A 20,333-nucleotide genomic window follows, 5' to 3' on the forward strand; every position below is an offset into this window, starting at 1 on the left:
GGAGGGTCAGGCAGGGACTACGACGGCGGTGTGCCGGGCCGCGGTGCTCTTGGGGATGACCAGCGGGGTGCCGGTCTCCGGGTCGGGGATCACCCGGCAGTCCACGTCGAACACGGACTTGACCAGGTCGGCGTCGAGGACATCGGCCGGCGCCCCGGCCGCGGCCAACTGCCCGTCCTTGAGGACGACCAGATGGTCCGCATAGCGGGCCGCCTGCCCGAGGTCGTGCAGCACCATCACGATGGTGCGGCCGGCCTCGGCGTGCAGTTCGGCGACCAGGTCGAGTACGTCGAGCTGGTGGCGCAGGTCCAGGAAGGTCGTGGGCTCGTCGAGCAGCAGCAGTTCGGTGTCCTGGGCCAGCGCCAGCGCGATCCAGGCGCGTTGGCGCTGACCGCCGGAGAGCTGGTCCACTGGCGTGTCGCGCAGCGCCGTGGTGCCGGTGCGCTCCAGCGCCGCCTCCACCGCGGCCTGGTCCGCGGCCGACCAGGGCCGCAGGAGCCGCTGGTGGGGGTAGCGTCCGAGCCGCACGAGGGACTCGACGGTGATCGCCTCCGGAGTGACCGGCTGCTGCGGCAGCAGTCCCATGCGCAGGGCGAGCGAACGGGCCGACATGCGGTGGATGTCCGCGCCGTCCAGGGCGACCGTGCCGCCGGCCGGCGCGAGCAGCCGGGTCAGGCCGCGCAACAGGGTCGACTTGCCACAGGCGTTGGGGCCGACGATGGCCGTGACGGCGCTGCCGGGGAGCACCAGATCGAGGCCGCCGATGACGGTCCGGTCGCCGTAGCGCAGGTCGAGTCCGCTGGTGGAGAGTTCATTGGGCTGCCCCTGGGCCTGCGGCTCGGTGCGCTTCGACTGCTGGGTGGTCATGCGGTACTCCTGTTGACGGGCTTGCCCTGACGGATCATCAGCACAAGGAGCCAGGGGGCGCCGAGGGTCGCGGTGACCACGCCCACCGGCAGTCCCTTGACCGCGAGCAGGTGCTGGACGACGAGGTCGGACGTGAGCAGCAGTACGGCTCCGGTCAGGCCGGTGACTGCCAGCGTCGCGGGGGTCGGCGGGCCGGTGAGGAAACGGACCACGTGCGGTACGGCGAGCGCCACGAAGCCGACCGGACCGGAGAGCGCGGCGGCCAGGGAGGCCAACGCGATGACGGTGACGAGGAGTTGGAGCCGGGCGGCGGAGGTGTTCAGGCCCAGCGCGCCCGCAGAGTCGTCGCCGAGGTCGAGCACGGCCAGCCTGCGGTGCAGGACGAAGGCGGCGGCCAGGGCGAGGAGCATCGCACCGGCCGCGCCCCACACCTCGGTCCAGGTGCGGCCGTAGAGCGAGCCGGTGGTCCACTGCCGCGCGGAGCCGGCGAGTTCGGCCGGGAAGCGTACGACCATGAAGTTCACCGCGGCGGCGAGGCCCGCCTGCACGGCGAGACCGACGAGGACCAGGCGGGTGACGGCGAGTCCCGAGCGCCAGGCGAACACCCCGAGCAGCAGGGCGGCGAGGAGTCCGCCACACAGCGCGCCGAGCGGGAGGAGGGTCTGCGAGGCGCCGACGGCCAGCAGGGACACCGCGCCGAACGAGGCGCCGCCGGTGATCCCCATGACATCGGGGGAGGCGAGGGGATTGCGGAACAGTCGTTGCAGCAGGGAGCCCGCGACGGCGAGTCCGCCACCGGCGATGATCGCCGCGGCAAGGCGGGGCGCCCGGAACTGCTGCACCACGAATACGTCGCCCGGATCCCCGAGGCCGATCAGTCCGCGCAGCGCGGCCGACGGGGCCATCGTGACCTCGCCGGCGGTGAGGGCGACGGTGGCGAGGGCGAGCAGGAGGGCGAAGGCGACGGCGCCGACCAGGGCGGTGCGGCGCCGCTGGCGGGCCTTGGTGCCGACGGGTTCGGCCGGAACGGGCCGCGGGGGGCGCAGGGTCTCGGTCACCGGGCCACCTTCCGGGCGAGCAGGGCGAGCAGGGGCGCGCCGAGGAAGGCCGTGACGATGCCGACCTCCAGTTCGGAGGGCCGGAGCACGACGCGGCCCAGGATGTCCGCGGCGAGCAGCAGCAGCGGTCCCGCGACCAGGCAGCCCGGCACCACGAGCCGGTGGTCGTTGCCGAGCAGCGGTCGCACCAGGTGCGGCGCGGCGAGACCGACGAAAGCGACGGGCCCGGCGACGGCGACCGCGGAGCCGGCAAGCAGGATCACCGCGATGCCGCCGGCAAGGCGGATCCGTGCCACCGGGACGCCGAGCGACTGGGCCGAATCGTCGCCCAGGGCAAGGGCATTGAGCGCGGGGGAGATGGCCAGGGCGAGCACCAGACCGAGCACCAGCGTCGGCAGCACCGGCCACAGCACGTCGAAGGTCCGCCCGGCCAGCGAACCCGCCAGCCAGAACCGGGCCTCGTCCAGTGTCCGCTGACTGGCCAGCATCACCGCCGAGGTCCAGGAGAACAGGACCAGTTGGAGTACGGTGCCGCCGAGCGCGAGCCGCACCGGATCGAGGTCGCCGCCGCGCCGGGCGAGTGCCTGGGCGAACAGCGCCGCCCCCGCCGCTCCGGCGAACGCGAACCACACATACTGCGACGGGTGGTTGAGATGCAGCGCGAAGATCGCGACGACCACCGCCAAGCCCGCTCCGGCGTTGATCCCGAGGGTGGTCGGCGAGGCCAGCGGGTTGCGGGTGATGCCCTGCGCGACCGCCCCGGCCACTCCGAGCGCGGCGCCGACGGCGAGTCCGATGACCGTGCGCGGCAACCGCAGTCCGGTGACCACCAGGGCGTCGCGTCCGCTCCCGTCATGGAACAGGGCGTCGGCGACGGTGGAGAGCGGAACCGACCGCGACCCCACCGCCAGGCTCAGTGCGGCGCACACCACAAGGGCGACGACGCCGAGGAGGAGGACCGGGATCCTTCGGGCGGTTGAGGCAGGTGGGGCGCCTGGCAGGGCGGCCGAGTCGTTCGTGGACACGAGAGCAAAGATTAGGTTAGCTATACCTAAGTTTGTCAACCGGGCCCGCCTTCGCCGCGGCGCGCCCGACTGCCCGAACTCCCCGGATCCGACTGGAGCGAGGGGGGTAAGGTGAGCCTCACCTTAACGAATTTGATCACGGGAGTGCCATGCTTTCGGCCCCGGCCCCGGCTCCTGCGCCCGCCGCCCCCGCGACGTGCTCCGCCCTGCTCGGCGGGAGCTACGGCCGCCTGACGCGGGTCTGTGAAGCGCTGCGCGTGACCGTCGCGGATGCGTCGGAACCTGCCGAAGGGTGGGTCACCGTTGAGGAGCTGATGTCACGTCCCGACCTCCTGGACGCCTTCGTGGACGCGGAGGCCGCCCGCATTCGGGCCGTCACGGGTGGCGCGGCCCGCCGGGACGTCGCCGCCTCCAGAGCCCTGCACCACTACCTGTGGACGGTAAGCCTGTTGCTGAGCGGCCCCTGGTATCTCGAACGCAGGGTGCCGCGCCTCAGCCCGAGCGCCGTGCACATCCAGCTGTGTACTGCGGACTTCGCCGTCGTTCCCGGAGGCTTCGCGTGCCTTCCTGACGACCCCGCCGTCACCGCCGCGGGAGCGCTGCCGGCCGCCGATGAAAAGGCGCTGCGCGCCGAACTCCGGGCCGCCGCGGTCGAGCACGCACACCCGATGCTCACCGCACTCGCGCCCCAACTGCGGCGCGGTCAGCGCGCCTTGTGGGGCATGGTCGGCGACGACCTGGTGTCCGGGATCTGGTACCTCGGCCGAATGCTGGGCGAGGAGGCCCGCGCGGTGCGAGCCGCCACCGAACTGCTTCCCGGCCCACTCGCCCCATTCCCGGGCGGCGCCGACTTCCGCACCCTGCACGACCGCACCGGACAGCCCCACCTGACCCGCACCCGGATCGGCTGCTGCCTCTACTACGCGATCCGCCCGGACGCGGCCTGCCTGACCTGCCCCCGGACCTCGGACGCGGAGCGGCTGAGGAGGGTCACGGGGTGCTGAAGGGCCGGGGCCTCTGTCTGTGAGCCGTGACAGGGCTACGCCCCGGCGGAGTCGGGGAGTCCTGCACGCGCGCGGCGCTTGATCACACACCGCTCCGGGACGGAAGCCGACCGCCTTCGGGGTGTCAACTCACCGCCCGCTTCACGAGTGCCTTGACTCCGGGCCTCCACTTCTCTCGACCGGCACGGGGAACGGCTGGGTAACGGCTACGGCAGCGGCACGTTCGTCACGTTGAACGCGGTCTTCTCGCGCCTGGACGACGCCTCTTTCACGGCGATCGCCCAGGTCGCGGCCGAGTACCGGCTGGGGTGCCAGGAGACCGACCCGTCGGACATTCCCGGATACCACCCATTGGACAACGACCGCGCCCTGTGCGCCTGGTACCTGCCCGAGGAAGGCTTCCTCGACGCCCGGCGCTGGCTGGCCACCCTCGACGCGGCCCTGGGAACGTTGCCGAACGTGATCCGTACGCCATCCGGCGCTCTCGCCGCGCCGTCGCCAAACGGCTGGCGTTTGCGGAGGGGTACGTTGCGCCGGGTTCCGTTCTTGGCGACGTAGGCCAGCCGGGCCACGTCACGGGCGGCCAGCAGCTCCGGCTCGTCGGCGGTTCAGAACCTCGATGATCTCGTTCTGCTGTCTGGTTCGGTTTCTCCTTCTCAGCGCAGTTGCTCGGCCAGTCCGACGATGATGCCCTCCGGGCCGCGGAGGTAGCAGAGCAGATAGCTGTCCTCGAACCGGGCGATCTCGCCGACGAGTTCGGCGCCGTGAGGGCGCAGGCGGGCAACGGTGTCTTCGATGTCGTCGACGGCGAACATGACGCGGTGCGTGCCCACGATGTTGTGCGGCCGGTTGCGCGGTCCGGCGCTGATCGCCGCGGGACTCAGGTACTTGGCCAGTTCGAGCCGGCTCTGACCGTCCGGGGTCCGGACCATCGCGATGTCACAGTGGACGCCGTCGAGCCCGGTGCAATGGTCGGCGAAGAGGCCCTCGACCTCCGTTCTGCCCTCCAGCTCCATACCGAGTTCCACGAAGAACGCGATGGCGGCATCCATGTCCTCGACGACGATGCCGACGTTGTCCATCCGCTGAATCGCCATGCTGGCTTCTCCTTCTTCCTCGTGTGGCCGGTGGTGTCCGCCGCTGTCCCTGGGACGGAGCCGGTGGCACGTTATCGACATCCGCAGCCCTCGGACACCGAAAATCTGGATCGCCTCAGCACCGCTACAGCAGACCAGCGAGCCAGGTGTCCACCGAGGGTGAGTACGGCGCGGATGGCCGCTCTTGCTGGGGAACATCGCCTGGCGCCGCTGGGGCGAACTGGCCTGCGGCGCGCACGCGGTGCGCGCCTGCGCGCCGCGCTCCGGTCATCGCCATGTGGAGTGCCGGCCCCGCCGAGGCGCGTGCCGTACCGTACGGCGCCGTATCGCGCGGTACCCGGGCGTGGTCGCGACCGTCTCCCGGGTAATCTCCTGCCGGGACAACCGGTGCTCAACCGACGTGAGTCCTTCGGTCAACTCCGCAATCTGGAGCTCGCACGGCGGGCGCCAGCGGCCCCGGACGGCTGGAGGAACCCTGGGCGGCCGTCCAGCAGCCTGTGACACCTGAGACCGCACTCTCCCAACTCTCCCGCGAGGCCAGTCAGGCCGACGACAACGAACGCTCACTGATGGGGCCGGACCCTGCCATGAGCGGCAGATGTCCGGCCCCGTAGAAGAGTTACGCCCTGCTCAGTCCGAAGCCATGGGAGCGAAGGCGGGCGAGCTGTTCCAGTTCCCGTGGCCCCCGTTGTCGCCCCGGAAGGGGCCCACCCTGTCGGGGCCGTCATCGCTGGTGGCGGTCTGGGTGATGGTGCCGTGAGGTTCGTCGTCGCCGTCGGCGGCCGCTGTTGCCGCGGTGGCCAGGACGGCAACAGCGGCCAGAGCGAAAGCGGCCATTGTGGTACGTACTCGCACAGAACTCTCCTATCGGTCGATACGGGACACTCTTCCCGGCCGCTTGGTATCCATGCCGTCAGTAACCACATGTACACGGATGGGGGACGAGTCCCTGGGGCGGCTGTGAACGGCCTGGCGTCTACCGGTACTTGGCCGACGAGTTCGAGTGGCGCCTGCGGGCGCTTCGGGCCGCCGTTTCAGGCCGTGCCGGGCGCCTCGTGTCCCCACGCCGTCCTGGGCGCTGCCGGGCGCACCGTACCCCCGGTCAACCAGACGGTTCGCGTACGCCTGTTGGCCGACTTGTGGCCCCGAGAGGAGGCTTGGCGCCGACAGCACGGGGGCACAGGTGGCATGGGGGGCGATGGTTCGGCGAACGGGGCTATTGGTACTGCCGGATGTCGATCGTCACGGCTGCCTGAGTGACGCGACTGGGCCGCGGCGGCTGTGTGCAGTTGGCCCAGTCTTTCGGCACCTACTGGCGAACGCACTGCGTGAAGTACCCAGCTGGCCGCCGTAGGCGATGAGATGGACCGCACGCTGGTCTGCGACTGGGGCCGCCCTCGCTTCCGAGAGGCGCTCTACCGGCGGACCGCCGAGATCAGTCCGCCGGGCCGCTCCTCACGTTGCGGCGGGGTGCTGATCGGGCGGCCGTAGGCGGCAGCGCGCTCGCGCAGGGTGTGGCTGTCGGCCTCCCAGCCGTGCCCGGCGAGCCAGTCCACCGGGTCGTCCGGCATTTCCGACACCCACATGGACGCCGCCGATCCCGGCACGGCGTCCGCGCCGAAGCGCTCGATCACGCCCCGCGAGCCCAAGGTCAGCCCCATCCGACTGCCTGCCGCCGACTGCGCGCTGATCCGAGCCAGCAGCAACTCCACCGCATCCTCGGGCAGATAGATCAGAAGTCCTTCGGCGATCCACGCGGTCGGCGCGGCCGGGTCGTGCCCCGCGGCGGCCAGCGCGGCCGGCCAGTCCTCACGCAGATCCACCGCGACGGTGATCCGCTCGCAGCGCGCGACGGCCCGCTCCTGGCGCAGCACCGAGGCCTTGAAGTCCAGTGGGGCAGCGGTGTCGACCTCGAACAGCCGGGTGCCCTCGGGCCAGTCCATCCGGAAAGCCCGGCTGTCCATGCCGGCGCCGAGCAGCACAACCTGCCGGACCCCGGACGCGGAGGCCTGCTGCAACAGGTCGTCCAGGAACTTCGTCCTGATGACGATGGAGAACGACACGGCCTGTCGGCGGCGTCGCGCGGCCTCGTCATCGGGCGGCGGCGAGGAGGGCCACAAGCCGCCGGCGGTGGCGAAGGCCTGTGCCAATGGGTCGCGGAACAGCGCGTTCTCCCGCTCGGTCTCCAGCGCCCGCACCCTGGCCACCCCCACCGCCGTGGCCCACACTCCCGACGGCTGCACCCGCTCCTGCTCATCAGTCACCACGCCAGCCTAGGCGACCGATCCCGAGGGTCCCGATGCGGGAGCATCTTGCGGAGTAGTTCGAATCCGGCCCGGCCGTAGAGCCGCCTCTTGATCTTCTTCATGCGGTTCACACCGCCCTCGACGCTACTGGAGGTCCCTTCCAGGGTGAGTCCGGCTGGCGACGTGCTCGGCGAGCAGTTCGCCCGTGCAGCTTGGTGACGCTCGTGCATCCTGCGGCGAACCGTCGTTCCAGGTAGTGCAGTTCGGACGAAAGCCCGGGGCTAACGTCTGTCCAGGAGCCCGTTCTCAAGAGCTACGACCACCGCGTGGGTGCGGTCTCTGACGTCGAGTTTGGCGAAGACCCGCAGCAGATGGGTCTTCACCGTGGCTTCTGCGATGACCAGCCGCCGCCCGATCTCCACGTTGGACAACCCGTCGGCGACCGCGCGCAGTACGTCCACCTCCCGCGCGGTCAGAGCCACCGGAGCGGGCTGCCGCATGCGGGCAACCAGCCGCTCCGCGACCCTCGGGGCCAGGACGGTCTCACCGCGGGACGCGGACCGGATGGCGTCGACGAGCTGGTCACGCGTGGTGTCCTTGAGCAAGTAGCCGATCGCGCCGGCCTCGACCGCGCGCTCGATCTCCGCGTCGGTGTCGTACGTGGTCAGGATCAGTACCCGGGTCCCGGGGTGGCGGGCGACGATCTCGGCGGTGGCAGTCGCCCCGTCGAGGACCGGCATGCGTAGGTCGATCAGTGCCACATCCGGCTTCAGGAGCTCGACGAGTTCGAGGGCCGCTCGGCCGTCGCCGCCCTCGCCGACGATGTCGATGGTGGGTTCCGAGGCCAGCAGGGCGACGACTCCGGCGCGCATGACCGTGTGGTCGTCGACCACGATGATGCGGAGCCCGGCCGGTTCTGTTCGAGCTGTCATGTCGTCACACCTGACTGTTCGTGGGAATCACGGCGAGGACGCGGGTGCCGTCGCCGAGTGAGCTGGTGACGGTGAGTTCGCCGCCGAGTTCGGCGAGGCGGTTGCGCATGCCGTTGAGCCCGAAGCCGTGGGAGTCCTCGACCACGAAGCCCCTGCCGTCGTCGGTTATTTCCAGTTCGACGCCGTACGGGGACGGAGTGAGGACGATCTCCACCGCGGAGGCGGCCGCGTGCTTGCGGATGTTGGCCAGGGTCTCCTGGGTGCAGCGCAGGAGCGCGATCCGGGTGGGTTGGTCGCAGTCGACGTCCGGCAGGTCCGCGGTGACGGCGATCCCCGTGTCCTCGGTGAACCGGTCCAGGGTCCGTCGCAGGGTCTTGGCGAACGAGCCGGGCGTAAGACCGCTCTGCGGGGCAGAGCCGACGAGTACCCGCGCCTCGGTGAAATTCTCGCGTGCGGTGTTCTCGATCGAGAGCAGTTGCCGGGCGCTCCTGCCGGGGTCCGTGTCGAGGCTGGAGCGGGCCGCCTCCGCCAGCACGATGATGGATGCGAAGCCCTGGGCGAGCGTGTCGTGGATCTCCCGCGCAAGTCGCTCACGCTCCTCCGTGGCGCCTTGGAGCTTGTGCGCCTCGGCCAGGCGCAGTTGGGCGCTCTCCAACTCGGAGGCCAGGCGGCGGGCGCGCTCGTCGCTCTGCTCGATGACGCGGACAATCCCCAGTCCGAGCAGCACGCCCGCCGTGTAGCCGATCAGGGTGAAGACGATGTTGCCGGTGGAGAAGTCCTCCACGTGCCGGCTCTGATGCCGGACGATGCCGACAACGGTCGCCGCCGCGGCGGCGCCGCTGAAGGCGATCGCGTGCCGCGGGCTCCTGGCGAAGAGCCAGAAGTGGGGGAGCGACACGATGAACAATGCCGCGCCGTCGCCACGCAGGAGGGAAAGCGCGCCCAGACCAAGGACGAGTACGCCCAGGAAAGCGTGGGGACGCAGCACCGGATTGCGAGGGAAGGCCACCACGGTCGCGTAGCAGAGGGCGAGCACGGCCAGCAGCGTCAACGACCAGTACATCGTCGTCCCGCGGTGGTTCAGCATGGAGATGACCGGGGGACACAGGCCCAGGAGCACCCACGAAACTGCGTACCACCGGCGAAGGATCCGTATGCGGAACCGGTCGCCCGGCTGCGGCCGTTGAATCATGCTCGTCAGCCTACGTTCTGCGGCAGTCCGGCAGCAGGGACGGAGGCATGCGCCCGTGGTGCCGGCCGGGCGGGCCACCACGCCCGCTCGCCGAGGAGCAGCAGGAGCGACGGCAGGACCATGAGCCGGATGACCACGGCGTCCAGCAGCACGGCCACCGCCAGGCAGAAGCCCATCTGCTTCATCTCGGTGAGGTGCAGGGCGACGAAGGCACCGAACACCGTCACCATCACGATCGCAGCGCTGGTCACCACCTTCGCCGACCGGCTGATGCCGTCCACCACCGCCTCGCGCGCCGGCATCCCGTTCCGCATGGCCTCCTGTATCCGGCTGACCACGAACACCTGATAGTCCATCGACAGGCCGAAGAGGATCACGAAGAGGAACAGAGGTACCCGGGACGCGATCGCGCCGAGGGAGTGGAAGGCCAGTAGGTCCTCGGCCCATGTCCCCTGGAAGAACGCCACCAGCAGACCGAGCGAGGCCCCGGCGGAGAGCAGATTGAGTGCCACCCCGATCAGACCGATGACGACCGAGCGGAATGCCCACACGGTCATGACGAAGGTGGCCAGCAGCAGGAACCCGATGACCAGCGGCAGTTTGCCGTTCTCGTGATCCACGTAGTCGCGGCCTCGGGCCACGTCACCGCTCACCCCCGTCTCCACACCGGACAACCTGCCGACCGTGGCCGGCAGATAGTCCTTACGGATGTGGTCGAGTGACGCGATCGCCTCGGGGGAGGGGGCCGGGAACGGGACGGCCAGCTCCAGCACGCTGACCCGGCCGTCGGGCGATGTACGCACCGTCGGCTCGGCGTCCCTGGCGAACAGCGGATCGGCCTGGGCCCGTCGGCCGAGGTCCGCCAGCGCATGCCGCACCTCAGCTGCTCGGTCCGGAGTGCAGCGGGCGACCACCACATGCTTGACCAGGAGCTCCGGGAAGGCCGTGTTCAGCCGGTCGTAGACCTGCATGGCCGGGATGCCGCGGGAGAAGGTGTCCTTGCCGGGGTCGACGAGCTTCAAGCCGAGCGCGGGTGCCGCCAGGGCGAGCATGACCAGTACTGACACGCACAGGGTGAGGGCGGGATGCTTCTGTGCGGGCCGCAGCAGGGCAACGAAGCCCCGGCCCGTCTCGGCCTCGGCCCGCTTCGTACGGACCGGCTTGCCGCGGGCCGCGCGACGGGCCGCGCGGAGCTCGCTCCGGGAGCCGATCTTCACCAGGAGTGCGGGAAGTACGGTCAGGGAGCTGGCCATGGCGACCGCCACGACCAGGATCGTGCCCGTCGCCAGCGAGGAGAAGATGACGTCCGTGGCCAGATACAGGGTCGCGGTGGAGACGATCACGGCGAGACCGGAGACCACGATGGCCCGGCCCGCGGTCGCTGCCGCCAGCTCCACCAGGGCCTGGGAGCTGAGCCGCCCCCCGGCGCGGGACCGTTCCTCGCGTTCGCGCTTGAGGTAGAAGAGCGTGTAGTCGACGCCCACCGCCAGGCCGATGAGCAGGATCATGTTGGTCCCGACACCGGGGTCGGGCAGGACATGGGACGCGATCATGGACAGCCCCAGGGCGGCGGCGATCGAGGAGAGCGCGAGCAGCAGCGGCACACCGGCCATGACCACCGATCCGAAGACGATCAGTAGCGTGATGAGTGTGACCGGCAGGGTGATGCGCTCGGAGAGTGCGAGGTCTTTCCCGCGCTGGTCGTTGACGCCCTTGCTGATGGAGGGGGAGCCGGTTTCCTCCACGACGAGGTCCGGGTGGCGGTCGCGGACCTTCGCCGTCTGCGCGAGGAGGGGGACGACGTTCTTCTTGCCGTCCAGCTCGGGGCCCTTCAGGACCACCGCGACCCTGACGACCTGGCCGTCCTTGGCGCGGACCGGAGCCGCCACGCTGTCCACCTCGGGCAGCTTCCGCATCTGCTCGGTGAGATCCTGCGCCGCCGAAGCGGCGGCGGCCGCGTCCAGTGGTCCGGACCTGGCGTGGATGATGATCTGCTCGGTCGGCTTCTGCTGCAGGCCGCCCGCGGTCGCGATCGCCTCGGCCCGCCCCGCCTCACCGACCCGGTAATCCTCGGTAGTGGCTTCGTGGGACCCGACCGCGACGCCGATGCCGAGGCAGAGAATGACAAACACGAACCAGCCGACGGTCGCGCGCCAAGCGTGCCGGGCGCTCCATCGGGCTATCTGTACAGGGAGTTGACTCATACCCGAGAGCTTGGTCGGCCGGGGGCAGAGCTCGACACGCCCGGCCGGTTGAACCTTGGGTCCACCGGTCGGTGGACGCAGGGGTGGAGCCGCCGTTGCCGGCGCCCGCTACCTCGCCATCACCGGCGGCATCCGGGGATCTCGTCAGTCCCGGGCTCAACCGCCCAGGGGGCGATATGCGGAGTTGACGCGGTCGAGGGCCCAACCGCCGCCGCCAGGGCGGCAGTTCAGCGCGGTGTCGGGCGTGCGCGACGCGTTTGTACCGGTATTGAAGTTGGCATTGGGACTGTTGGGCAGGAGGCCCATGTAGTACTGCCCGCTGGAGGTCCACACGCACTGGTGCAGGTTGAGGTATCGGTTGTCGGTCAGGTCGAACGACTCGACGGCGGAGTTGGCCAGGAGCAGCCGCCAGCCGCCCCCACCGGGACCGCAGTTCAGCTGCGTATCGGCGGTGTTGGAGACGTTGGTGCCGGTGTTGAAGTTGACGTTCGGGGTGTTCGGGAGTACGGCTGTGTAGTGCTGCCCGGGAGAGAAGTACACGCACTGATGCACGTTCAGATACCGACCGGCGGCGAGATCGAAGGCCTTCACCGCGGAGTTGGCGAGCGCCGGCCTCCACCCGCCGCCCCCCGGACCGCAGGAGAGCATGGAGTCCGGCGTGTTGGAGACGTTCGTGCCCGTGTTGAAGGCGGTGTTCGCCGTATTCGGCAGCACGTTCGTGTAGTGGCCGCCGCTGCCGACGTAGACGCACTGGTGGAGGTTCAGATAGCGCTCGACCGGCCGTGTCCCTGGCTGCTCCGCCGCAGCCGTACTTCCCAGGGTGAGGCCGATGATTCCTGCAACTGCTGCCGCGACAACGGAAAACCTGCGCATGGCACGCTCCTCCCGAACCGACGACGCGCCCATCAGGGCATGTACGCACCAAGCTACTGACGCGAGGTCCAGAGGGGTGCGCGAGTGTACAGAAGTACTCCGTATGGCCTAGCTGAGCGCGTCCGTGCCGACCAGAAGGACAGCCCCTTCCCCCTCGGCAGGTCGGAGAGCTACTGCGCCGGCGAATCGTCCGCGAGCGGCGCCGAGTGGCCGGGCGGGAACTGGACATCGCCGATCGCCGCGAACCCCGCCCGCAAGCGGGGCGGCACCGTGGGGTTTTCACCGCGCAGGCCAGTTCCGATCCGGCCCCTTCTGCCAGTCACCAGTCAAGGGAGCAACCCAACGTCGCCAAGTGGGTGCTGCTGCGGGCCTGTTTCCGACTTCCCGGCATGTGAGCCCCTCAAATCGCTACCGTGTGTGATGAAATGCGGGCATCCGATTACCTTATGTGGTCGTTACTGTGCTGCCCCGCGCCGCGCACAGCGCCCCGTGTTCCCACGAGGAGTCCCATGTTCCGCAAGGGGATCCGCCGCAGGGGGAGGTGGACGTTCGCGGCCTGCGCCGCGCTCGTCGTCCTGTCCGCCACCGCGCCTGTCGCGCTCGACCCCCACCCAGCCGGCTGGCGTCCGTTGGGCGTTCGGCCGCTCCAGGGTGGCGATCCGGTGCCGGAAGCGGCTTGGCAGCGCGGGCAGTTGGGACCGTGCGGCCACCAGGGCGGCGCCCGGTCCGTCGCCTACGGGCAGCGGCCGCACCTACGCCTGGTTTTCGACACGTTCGAGTACGTCGAGCACGCGCCGTGTGCCGGGCGAGTCCCGCAGCCGGACGTGGGCACCTTCCGGGTTCTCCGCGGCGGGGACCCCGCTGAGAAAGCGCAGGATGCGAAGAGCGGGCATGTCCGAGCTGACGAGCACGCCCGAGGCGAGGAGACGCGTCAAGGCAAGCAGGAAGACAAGCGTGAAGGGGCGGGAGTAGGGGAGCGAGTGGGCGGGGCGTCGGCCGACGAAGACCTGTCCGCCCGGGAACCGGCCGCGCACCTCGCGAGCGGCTCGCAGCACCAGGGAGCCTTCGGGGCCCCGGGCCGCCGGACCACGGCGGACCTGCCGGAGTCGGGCTCGGGCCGCGTGAGACGGACCGTCAAGGCATCGGGCGGCACATCCCATTCGACGAGTACCCGGCGGGGCGCTGGTGGCGGCTCCGCCGGCGCGGACAGATCCGGGGGAGCGGCCGGAGCCCCGACACGGCGTGGTCACGATGGCCGCTCGGCCTCACGGGACGGCAGCCCGAGCGCCCCGGCCAGGAGCCGCGGCGACAGTTCGCGGAGTCGGCCGACACGTCCGGTCTACAGCGTGCCGATGGCTCCGGCGCTCAGTCCCGGCCGCTCGCCCGCCTACCCCTGGGTGGGGCAGCCCCCGTCCTGGGGCCAATCCACCGCCACGGCGACGTCCACGGCGACGGCGACGGCGTGGGGCGGACCGGTCGCACCCCGCTGAACCGCCCCCGGGCGCCCGGTCATACGGCGCCGGATCGTCTCGTGCTGGACGGTGCCGGACCGTGCAGGGCGGCGACGCACATCGATCCCATGGACTGAGATTTCCGCTCGCCGATCGCCGAAGGCCCGCGCTCAGCACAGGCCTTCGGCGATCGGCGAACAGTGGGGTTACACCTGCGAAGTGGCGCGAACGGTCGGCACCGGCTGTCTCAGGGGCGTTGTGCGGGCCGGGCCCGAAGCGCTCTCGACGGCCGTGGCGCGCAGCAGCGGGAGCCCGCTCATCAGTGGGGCATCGTGCTGCTGGGCTCAGGCGGGGAAGGCGAGTTCGGGCGACCGTACCGCGAGCAAGAACAGCACAGCCGCGGTCACTGTGTGACTCAGGAGCCGGCTCCTGAGCGGTCCCAGTCAGTCGCGCGGCATGGTGCGGGCCGCGCTGATCAGGTTCTCGTTGACGAGGGTGGGGCGTCCGCCGGCCCTGTCGCGGACGCGGGCTCCAGCACGAAGACGGGGATCACGCGGTCGGTCTTCTCCTGGTATTCGGCGTACGGCGGATACGCGGCGACCGCGCGCTCCCACCACTCGGCCTTCTCGTCCCCGGTGATCTCACGGGCCGTCATGTCCTGGCGTACAGACCCGTCCTGGAGCTCCACGTGCGGGTTGGACTTGACGTTGAAGTACCACACCGGGTGACGAGGGAAGCCGCCCTTCGAAGCCACGGCCGCGTACCGCCCTTCGTGCTCCACACGCATCAGCGGGATCTTGCGGATCTTGCCGCTTTTCGCGCCGCGCGTCGTGAGAATGACAACGGGCAGGCCCGTGTCCCAGAGCGTCGCTCCTTGCGTGCCGCCCGAACTCTCATACAACTCGACCTGTTCGCGCACCCATTGCGCCGGACTCGGCGCGTACTCGCCCTCAAGAGGCATCGCTTCACCCCATCGTCGTGTACGGGTTGTGTCGCGCAGTTCACCACAAGCACCGCGCTGATTCATCCTTGCCATACTGCCGGGCACGGGTCTTCCCCGGCTTGCCCAGCAGGTAATGGGGGCCGATTTCTGGCCGGTGTTCCGGGAGGGGGACCGGTGGCTTGCAGACGGGGCCCTCTCCGGTTTCAAGGGTGGTGGATTTCGTCCTGGGCCCAGGCCGATGGCCCGGGTGACGCGTCGGATGGGCGCCGGGTTCCACAGCACAGTTGGGGCTTGCCGGTCGGGCCGGGCATCGCCAGCCGGGCGAGCAGGTCGAGGGAGACGATCTCCAGCCGGATCCGGTTCTGCGTGGCCTCGTGCAGCAGCAGGTTGTGCAGGCTCGTGGCGCCCGGCCCGGGCGCACACCGCACGCAGACTTGAAGGCGCTACGAAGACCTGGAGGCGCTCAGGTACGGGCGAAGGTGCGCAGGTCTTCGTTGAGGCGGTCCGCGTGGGTCGCGAACAGCCCGTGGCCCGCGTTCTCGTACACGTGGAGTGTCGCGTCCGGAATCAGCGCGGCTGCACGGCGGCCCGTGAGGTCGAGCGGTGCGGAAGCGTCGGCGGACCCGTGCACGACGAGGACCGGGCAGCCGATCTTCGCCAGCTCCGGTACGAGGTTCAGCGAGGGCAGAAGGTCGTTGAGGGCCGTCCCTGCCCGTGCTGTCGCTCCGCGGCAGAGGTCCACCATGTGCGCCACATACGCGTCCGAAACGGTGGGGCACGGAAGATGGCGGGCGAAGAAGGCGTCCGCCCCGTCGGCGAAGAACTTCGCACGATCCTGCCGGAAGGTCTCGTTGAACGTGCGGATGAGCTCTGGCTCCAGTCCCTCGGGGTGATCTGAAGACCGGGCCGGGCCCGGCGCCACTCCGCTGACGAGAACAACCCGGGCCACCCGCTCACCACCGCTGAGGGTCAGGTGGCGGACGACCTCGGCGGTGCCGAAAGAGTGCCCGACCAGCGTGACGTCGAGCAGGTCCAAGTGGTCGAGCAGGGCGCCCAGATCCCCAGCCAGCGTATCGAGGTCGAAGCCGCCCCAGACGTCCTCGGACCTGCCGTGTCCCCTGCGGTCGAGCCCCACGCACCGGAACCCCTCGGCCGCCAGCGGCAGCATCTGGTACTCCCACATCTCGGTGCTGAAGTAGGAGCTGTTGACGAAGACGATGACGGGGCCGCTCGCCGGCCCGTAGTCGACGAAGTGGAGGCGGGTGTGATCAGTCGTGGACTCGAAGTACGGCATGGCGGGGATCCCTCCGTGAGGCGGTTGTGGGGCGTGGCGCCATCCTCGCCCGGCGCCACACGCCGGGCCATTACCTCCGAGGTCATGCCCGAGTCGGTGCCGTCGCCCTCCCGGCGCCACCGGCTCTGCACCCGCCGTACGGGGAAGCGACCGTGGGAGGGCCCAGCACCGCCCGCGCCGACCTGGGCGAGGAAGGCCGCCATCCGCCCCATCGACACGACGTGCACCTGGAAGCCGAAGGTCCCAGGCACCCTCTACAGCGCCGGAGCCGACCACGAGGCCCCCAGAGCCGACGAGTGGAGCTCGTCTGCAGAGCCTCGGCGGCAGGCGACGCCAACAGCCGCGCTAGTGACGGCCGATTTCCTGGAAGCCCCCGTCGCCCCCGCGCGGGTGCCGGTGATCTTCAGCATCGGATCCTGGGACCCGACGGTCACCGCGCTGCGGGACTGGCTGATCGACCGGCTGTTGCGCGACCACCCCCATCTGACCCGCAGAGCCTCCAACGGAGCGACACTGGCCGCCGCGTTGGTCGACGCCGATCTCGTCCTGCCGGTCCTCGACGGGTTCGACGAGATCGCGGAAGGTCTGCGGCGCGACGCGCTCGACGCCACCTCACGGCCGCTCGTCCTGACCAGCAGGCGCCCCGAGTTCGCCGAGGCGGTCGAGTCGGCACGCGCTCCCTTGGTCTGGGCGGCCGGCATAGAACTCGCCGACCTCACCCACGACGACCTCGCTTCCCACCTTCCCCGCACCGCACGTCCGATCACCTCCGACAACGTGTGGGACGCGGTGCTGGAGGGACTGCGGACCCCGCAGACACGGGCGGCCGAGCATCTCGCCCATGTGCTGAGTACCCCGCTGATGGTCGTCCTCGCACGCATCATGTACAGCGAAACGCCCGACCGGAATCCCGCGGAACTGCTCGACCTTGCCCGGTTCCCCGCCGAACACGACTTGGAGGAGCACCTCCTGGCGGGCTTCGTACCGACGGTCTACCGGCGCCGTGTTCCCGAGCGGGCCGTAGCCGGCGGCCGCCGGGAGCGGAACTGGGACCCCGAGCCTGCCGAGCGCTGGCTCGGCTACCTCGCCCACCACCTGGCCCGCCTCGACCGCGACCAGCAGGACCTCGCGTGGTGGCAGCTCGGTGATTCCCTGCCGCGCGCGACACGGGTCGCCAACATCGTCCTGGCCTCCGCATGGTGCGTGACGCTCGCTGAATGGCTCATCGGGCTCCTCCTCGCCCCGGCCGAACCCGGCGAGGTCCTCGCGCTGGGGGCCCTCATGGGACCGGCCGCCGGCCTCGCCTTCGGCTCCGTCTACGCGGCCATGGTCGCCTTCGGCGGCGGGACCTTCGAACCGGCCCGCGTGCGCCCGAGACTGCCCGGCCCCCGCGGCGGCATCGGCCGCAGGCCCCTGCGGACCTTCGCCACGCGCTTCGGAGCCGTCCTGGTCGGCGGCTTCGTCATGGGAGTGGGGTGCGCCTGCGCCCTCTCCCTCGACCGCGCGCTGTACCACGGACTGCCCCTCACAGACGGCGAAGTGATCGAAGGCACGCTCATCAACATGCTGGCCTTCGGACTGATCTTCGGATCGGGGGCCGGACTCGTCTTCGGGCTCCTCGCCGCCCTCGAAGCACCCCTGGACGTCTCCTCGGCGGCCACCCCCGCCGGGCTCCTCACCTCGAACCGCGCGACCGTACTTCGGCAGGTCCTCGTCCTCGTGCCGATGCTCACGGTGGCGATCGCGCTCGGGGGACGCGTGATCGTCGACGTGCTCCGGCAATTCCTCGGACCGATGAACTGGCGCCTGACGGACGGGATCTTCATCGGAGGGGTCGGCGGCCTCGGCGGCGTACTCGCCTACGCGCTCTCCTGCACGGCCTGGGGCCAGTGGCTGACCCTGTCACGCATCTGGCTGCCCTTGACCGGCAAGCTGCCCTGGAACCCGGTCACTTTCCTCGACGACGCCTACCGCCGCGGAGTGCTGCGCCAGACTGGCGCGGTCTATCAATTCCGGCACATCAGGCTCCAGCACCACCTCGGCCATGCCTTCCGCGAGCGCAAGGCCGAGAAGTCACGCCGCTGGGCCAGTCTGCGCTGATGGTCCGCTGACCCCAGGTCGCAAAGGTGGGGCCACCGCGGTCATCGGTGCCGCCCGGCCGCCGGGTCGTGACGGCTTGGACGGACCGTGATGCCGCAGGCAGCCGGGTCCGAGAACCCCGGCTGCGTGCCCGCTGGACAATGGGTCAGAGCATGGAGAGCCGGTCCACCAGCAGTTCCACCCTCTGCTCGGTGTACTCCGGCGGCAGCCGTCCGGCCCGGGTCAGGGTGGCCAGACCGTGCAGGGCCGCCCAGAACGTCTCGGTGAACAGCCCCGGCTCGATGCCGTCCCCGGCGACCTCACCGAGGCTCTCCAATAGCGCGGCGAAGGCGTCCTTGAGAGGCGCCGGGGTGTCCTCCTGCGCGTACGGGAGGCCGCCGTCGAGCTGGAAGATGGCGTCGTAGACCGCTGGGTTGCGTGCGGCGAAGTCGAGGTAGGCGTGCGCGAGGGCGTACACCCGCTCGCGCGGGCCGTCTGCTGTGGCGGTCGCGGCGCGCACCGCCGCGGCCAGCTCGGCGGCACCCTCCAGGGCGACGGCGCCGATGATCTCCCGTTTGCCGCGGAAGTGGCTGTAGAGGACGGGCTGGCTGTATTCGATGCGCTCGGCGAGCCGGCGGGTGGTGACCGCGTCCCAGCCCTGCCGCTCGGCGAGTTCGCGGGCCGTCGCCACGATGAGGCGTTCCCGGCTCGCCCGTTCGCGCTCCTTGCGTTCCTGTACCGACATGACTCGACCCTATCACCGCTAGACAAGTGAGCGGCAGCAGGACTAGCGTTGCCTCATCATCTAGCGGCACTAGATACCAAGAGGGTCATCATGCTCAACGCACTAGAGGTCGTCACCACCGTGGTCGTCGGCGTGATGGTGGGGGTCGAGTTCTCCGTCGCCTTCGTCATGAACCCGATCCTCAACGCCCTCCCGGGAGACAGCCGCCAACTCGGCCACGCCCACGGGGGTCGGATGCTCGGCGCCGTGATGCCGGTCTGGTACATCGGCTCGCTCGTACTCGTCGCGATCTGGGCCGTCGCCGGATGGCACCACGACGGCGCGGGCCTCGTCGTCATCGCCGGCGCGCTGCTGATCATCAGCGTGATCATGTCGATCCTGCTGCTCGTCCCGATCAACAACCGGAACAAGACGTGGACCGCCGAGAACCGGCCCGCCGACTGGGAGCAGCAGCTGAACCGCTGGCTCCGCTACCACTACGTCCGCGTCGCCGTCCTCATCGCCGCCTTCACCCTGCTGGTCACCGCCCTCGCCTGATGCTCCCAAGGAGAACAACAATGTCGCTGAAGAAGACCAACACGGTCCTGGTCGCCGCTTTCATCCTCTTCATCCTCTGGTTCGGGACGGAGTTCATCCTGAGCCCGGAGACGACCGCGCCGAGCTTCGGCCTGCCCAGCTGGCCATCGGGCGACGGCGGAGGCTTCCTGATCATCAAGGGAATCCGCGACGTCGTCATGGCCCTGGTCCTGGGCATCCTGCTGATGACGGGCCAACGCCGGGCGCTGGGCTGGGTGCTGGTCGTGGAGGCCCTCGCCGCGTACGGCGACATGACCACCGTGCTGGCCCACCACGGCTCCGTGGCCACCGCGCTCGGCGTCCACGGCCTGACCGCGACACTGATGGTGGTCAGCGGCCTGCTGATAATGCGAGAGACCCGCAAGGCAGCGGCCGCTCCGGCAGCGCCCGCCACGCGGCGGTGATACGGTCCGCCGCCTGTTCTCCGGGGCCCACCGCGATCGACGTCTCCCGGCATGCGTCCTCGGTGGGCGGACGGACACTCTGTTCGCTGGTCCGCCGACCCCGGGCGGGGGCGCACCGGGCCCGTCTCCTTCCGCGCAGGACCAGGCGGCGTGGTGAGCGTCCGCGTGCTGGGCACCAACGAGGCCCGCCCGTACGCCCGTTGAACGGGCTGCGGCGCACGGGCAGGCCGAACAGGGATGGGGGAGGGCTAGACGAGTAGTTCCGATTGCTGGGTTCTCAGACGTGGGGAGGGTGTCCAACATCGGGTTGTGACGACCGATTTAGACACCCTCTTGACGGCAC

The 20,333-nt window shown here is 70.3% G+C and carries 20 protein-coding genes; 5 read left to right on the forward strand and 15 right to left on the reverse strand.

The window, feature by feature from the left end:
* Positions 1 to 6: 6 nt before the first annotated feature.
* From ACWC2B_RS20725 to ACWC2B_RS20735, 3 genes are read right to left on the reverse strand one after another with little or no spacing between them, the layout of a single operon-like run.
* Positions 7 to 867 carry an ABC transporter ATP-binding protein gene (locus ACWC2B_RS20725; protein WP_450718577.1) on the reverse strand — a complete coding sequence of 287 codons (861 nt, stop codon included), beginning with the start codon at positions 865 to 867 and terminating at the stop codon, positions 7 to 9.
* Positions 864 to 1,925 carry a FecCD family ABC transporter permease gene (locus ACWC2B_RS20730; protein WP_450718579.1) on the reverse strand — a complete coding sequence of 354 codons (1,062 nt, stop codon included), beginning with the start codon at positions 1,923 to 1,925 and terminating at the stop codon, positions 864 to 866. Before ACWC2B_RS20730 ends, ACWC2B_RS20725 begins: the two co-directional genes overlap by 4 nt.
* Entirely contained in the window at positions 1,922 to 2,926 is a 1,005-nt protein-coding gene (locus ACWC2B_RS20735) for a FecCD family ABC transporter permease (protein WP_450718627.1), read from the reverse strand. The genes ACWC2B_RS20730 and ACWC2B_RS20735 overlap by 4 nt, the downstream gene beginning before the upstream one ends.
* A 173-nt stretch (positions 2,927 to 3,099) precedes the next feature.
* Here ACWC2B_RS20735 and ACWC2B_RS20740 point away from each other — a divergent pair, with 173 nt between their 5' ends.
* Both ACWC2B_RS20740 and ACWC2B_RS20745 read left to right on the forward strand, forming a co-directional pair.
* Entirely contained in the window at positions 3,100 to 3,954 is an 855-nt protein-coding gene (locus ACWC2B_RS20740) for an iron-sulfur protein (RefSeq protein ID WP_450718581.1), read from the forward strand.
* A gap of 231 nt (positions 3,955 to 4,185) precedes the next feature.
* Positions 4,186 to 4,512: a hypothetical protein gene (locus tag ACWC2B_RS20745; RefSeq protein ID WP_450718583.1), complete on the forward strand. Its 327-nt coding sequence runs from the start codon at positions 4,186 to 4,188 to the stop codon at positions 4,510 to 4,512.
* 98 nt (positions 4,513 to 4,610) lie between these two features.
* On the opposite strand, the gene ACWC2B_RS20750 is transcribed toward ACWC2B_RS20745, so the two are convergent.
* The 11 genes from ACWC2B_RS20750 to ACWC2B_RS20800 all read right to left on the reverse strand — a co-directional run bounded on the left by ACWC2B_RS20750 (position 4,611) and on the right by ACWC2B_RS20800 (position 16,186).
* Positions 4,611 to 5,051 (reverse strand): VOC family protein, encoded by a 441-nt coding sequence (locus tag ACWC2B_RS20750; protein ID WP_450718585.1) that lies wholly within the window; start codon positions 5,049 to 5,051, stop codon positions 4,611 to 4,613.
* Positions 5,052 to 5,681: 630 nt separating this feature from the next.
* A complete protein-coding gene (locus ACWC2B_RS20755; RefSeq protein WP_450718587.1) occupies positions 5,682 to 5,888 on the reverse strand; it encodes a hypothetical protein in 207 nt (68 codons plus the stop codon).
* 578 nt (positions 5,889 to 6,466) lie between these two features.
* The gene (locus ACWC2B_RS20760) at positions 6,467 to 7,315 is read right to left on the reverse strand and encodes a class I SAM-dependent methyltransferase (RefSeq protein WP_450718589.1); all 849 of its coding nucleotides are present in this window, start codon (positions 7,313 to 7,315) and stop codon (positions 6,467 to 6,469) included.
* 263 nt (positions 7,316 to 7,578) lie between these two features.
* Positions 7,579 to 8,229 carry a response regulator gene (locus ACWC2B_RS20765; protein ID WP_450718591.1) on the reverse strand — a complete coding sequence of 217 codons (651 nt, stop codon included), beginning with the start codon at positions 8,227 to 8,229 and terminating at the stop codon, positions 7,579 to 7,581.
* Positions 8,230 to 8,233: 4 nt separating this feature from the next.
* On the reverse strand, positions 8,234 to 9,421 hold the full coding sequence (locus tag ACWC2B_RS20770; protein ID WP_450718593.1) for a sensor histidine kinase: 1,188 nt from the start codon (positions 9,419 to 9,421) through the stop codon (positions 8,234 to 8,236).
* 5 nt (positions 9,422 to 9,426) lie between these two features.
* Positions 9,427 to 11,625 carry an MMPL family transporter gene (locus tag ACWC2B_RS20775; RefSeq protein ID WP_450718595.1) on the reverse strand — a complete coding sequence of 733 codons (2,199 nt, stop codon included), beginning with the start codon at positions 11,623 to 11,625 and terminating at the stop codon, positions 9,427 to 9,429.
* Between the two features lie 156 nt (positions 11,626 to 11,781).
* Positions 11,782 to 12,498 (reverse strand): hypothetical protein, encoded by a 717-nt coding sequence (locus ACWC2B_RS20780; RefSeq protein WP_450718597.1) that lies wholly within the window; start codon positions 12,496 to 12,498, stop codon positions 11,782 to 11,784.
* Positions 12,499 to 13,250: 752 nt separating this feature from the next.
* Positions 13,251 to 13,553: a hypothetical protein gene (locus ACWC2B_RS20785; protein ID WP_450718599.1), complete on the reverse strand. Its 303-nt coding sequence runs from the start codon at positions 13,551 to 13,553 to the stop codon at positions 13,251 to 13,253.
* An 871-nt stretch (positions 13,554 to 14,424) separates the two neighbouring features.
* Complete coding sequence (locus ACWC2B_RS20790; RefSeq protein ID WP_450718601.1) at positions 14,425 to 14,910, reverse strand: nitroreductase family deazaflavin-dependent oxidoreductase; 486 nt, start codon at positions 14,908 to 14,910, stop codon at positions 14,425 to 14,427.
* Between the two features lie 185 nt (positions 14,911 to 15,095).
* Positions 15,096 to 15,320, reverse strand: a complete 225-nt coding sequence (locus ACWC2B_RS20795; RefSeq protein ID WP_450718603.1) for a hypothetical protein — start codon at positions 15,318 to 15,320, stop codon at positions 15,096 to 15,098.
* A 35-nt stretch (positions 15,321 to 15,355) separates the two neighbouring features.
* The gene (locus ACWC2B_RS20800; RefSeq protein WP_450718605.1) at positions 15,356 to 16,186 is read right to left on the reverse strand and encodes an alpha/beta fold hydrolase; all 831 of its coding nucleotides are present in this window, start codon (positions 16,184 to 16,186) and stop codon (positions 15,356 to 15,358) included.
* A 348-nt stretch (positions 16,187 to 16,534) separates the two neighbouring features.
* On the opposite strand from ACWC2B_RS20800, the gene ACWC2B_RS20805 reads away from it, so the two are divergent.
* The gene (locus ACWC2B_RS20805; protein ID WP_450718607.1) at positions 16,535 to 18,286 is read left to right on the forward strand and encodes an XRE family transcriptional regulator; all 1,752 of its coding nucleotides are present in this window, start codon (positions 16,535 to 16,537) and stop codon (positions 18,284 to 18,286) included.
* A gap of 145 nt (positions 18,287 to 18,431) precedes the next feature.
* Here the strand turns inward: ACWC2B_RS20805 and ACWC2B_RS20810 are convergent, their stop codons facing one another.
* Positions 18,432 to 19,010 (reverse strand): TetR/AcrR family transcriptional regulator, encoded by a 579-nt coding sequence (locus tag ACWC2B_RS20810; RefSeq protein WP_450718609.1) that lies wholly within the window; start codon positions 19,008 to 19,010, stop codon positions 18,432 to 18,434.
* A gap of 90 nt (positions 19,011 to 19,100) precedes the next feature.
* Between ACWC2B_RS20810 and ACWC2B_RS20815 the strand changes: the two genes are divergently transcribed.
* The gene (locus ACWC2B_RS20815; protein WP_450718611.1) at positions 19,101 to 19,547 is read left to right on the forward strand and encodes an anthrone oxygenase family protein; all 447 of its coding nucleotides are present in this window, start codon (positions 19,101 to 19,103) and stop codon (positions 19,545 to 19,547) included.
* Positions 19,548 to 19,567: 20 nt separating this feature from the next.
* The gene (locus ACWC2B_RS20820) at positions 19,568 to 19,990 is read left to right on the forward strand and encodes a DUF4267 domain-containing protein (RefSeq protein WP_450718613.1); all 423 of its coding nucleotides are present in this window, start codon (positions 19,568 to 19,570) and stop codon (positions 19,988 to 19,990) included.
* The last annotated feature ends 343 nt before the right edge of the window (positions 19,991 to 20,333 follow it).

This window comes from Streptomyces sp. NPDC001415 (assembly GCF_053597395.1).

Excerpts from the sequence above, each read along its gene's own strand:
- ACWC2B_RS20725 (WP_450718577.1), bottom strand. The coding sequence starts at position 867 with ATGACCACCCAGCAGTCGAAGCGCACCGAGCCGCAGGCCCAGGGGCAG.
- ACWC2B_RS20740 (WP_450718581.1), top strand. The coding sequence starts at position 3,100 with ATGCTTTCGGCCCCGGCCCCGGCTCCTGCGCCCGCCGCCCCCGCGACG.
- ACWC2B_RS20750 (WP_450718585.1), bottom strand. The coding sequence starts at position 5,051 with ATGGCGATTCAGCGGATGGACAACGTCGGCATCGTCGTCGAGGACATG.
- ACWC2B_RS20755 (WP_450718587.1), bottom strand. The coding sequence starts at position 5,888 with ATGGCCGCTTTCGCTCTGGCCGCTGTTGCCGTCCTGGCCACCGCGGCA.
- ACWC2B_RS20765 (WP_450718591.1), bottom strand. The coding sequence starts at position 8,229 with ATGACAGCTCGAACAGAACCGGCCGGGCTCCGCATCATCGTGGTCGAC.
- ACWC2B_RS20770 (WP_450718593.1), bottom strand. The coding sequence starts at position 9,421 with ATGATTCAACGGCCGCAGCCGGGCGACCGGTTCCGCATACGGATCCTT.
- ACWC2B_RS20775 (WP_450718595.1), bottom strand. The coding sequence starts at position 11,625 with ATGAGTCAACTCCCTGTACAGATAGCCCGATGGAGCGCCCGGCACGCT.
- ACWC2B_RS20780 (WP_450718597.1), bottom strand. The coding sequence starts at position 12,498 with ATGCGCAGGTTTTCCGTTGTCGCGGCAGCAGTTGCAGGAATCATCGGC.
- ACWC2B_RS20790 (WP_450718601.1), bottom strand. The coding sequence starts at position 14,910 with ATGCCTCTTGAGGGCGAGTACGCGCCGAGTCCGGCGCAATGGGTGCGC.
- ACWC2B_RS20800 (WP_450718605.1), bottom strand. The coding sequence starts at position 16,186 with ATGCCGTACTTCGAGTCCACGACTGATCACACCCGCCTCCACTTCGTC.
- ACWC2B_RS20810 (WP_450718609.1), bottom strand. The coding sequence starts at position 19,010 with ATGTCGGTACAGGAACGCAAGGAGCGCGAACGGGCGAGCCGGGAACGC.
- ACWC2B_RS20815 (WP_450718611.1), top strand. The coding sequence starts at position 19,101 with ATGCTCAACGCACTAGAGGTCGTCACCACCGTGGTCGTCGGCGTGATG.
- ACWC2B_RS20820 (WP_450718613.1), top strand. The coding sequence starts at position 19,568 with ATGTCGCTGAAGAAGACCAACACGGTCCTGGTCGCCGCTTTCATCCTC.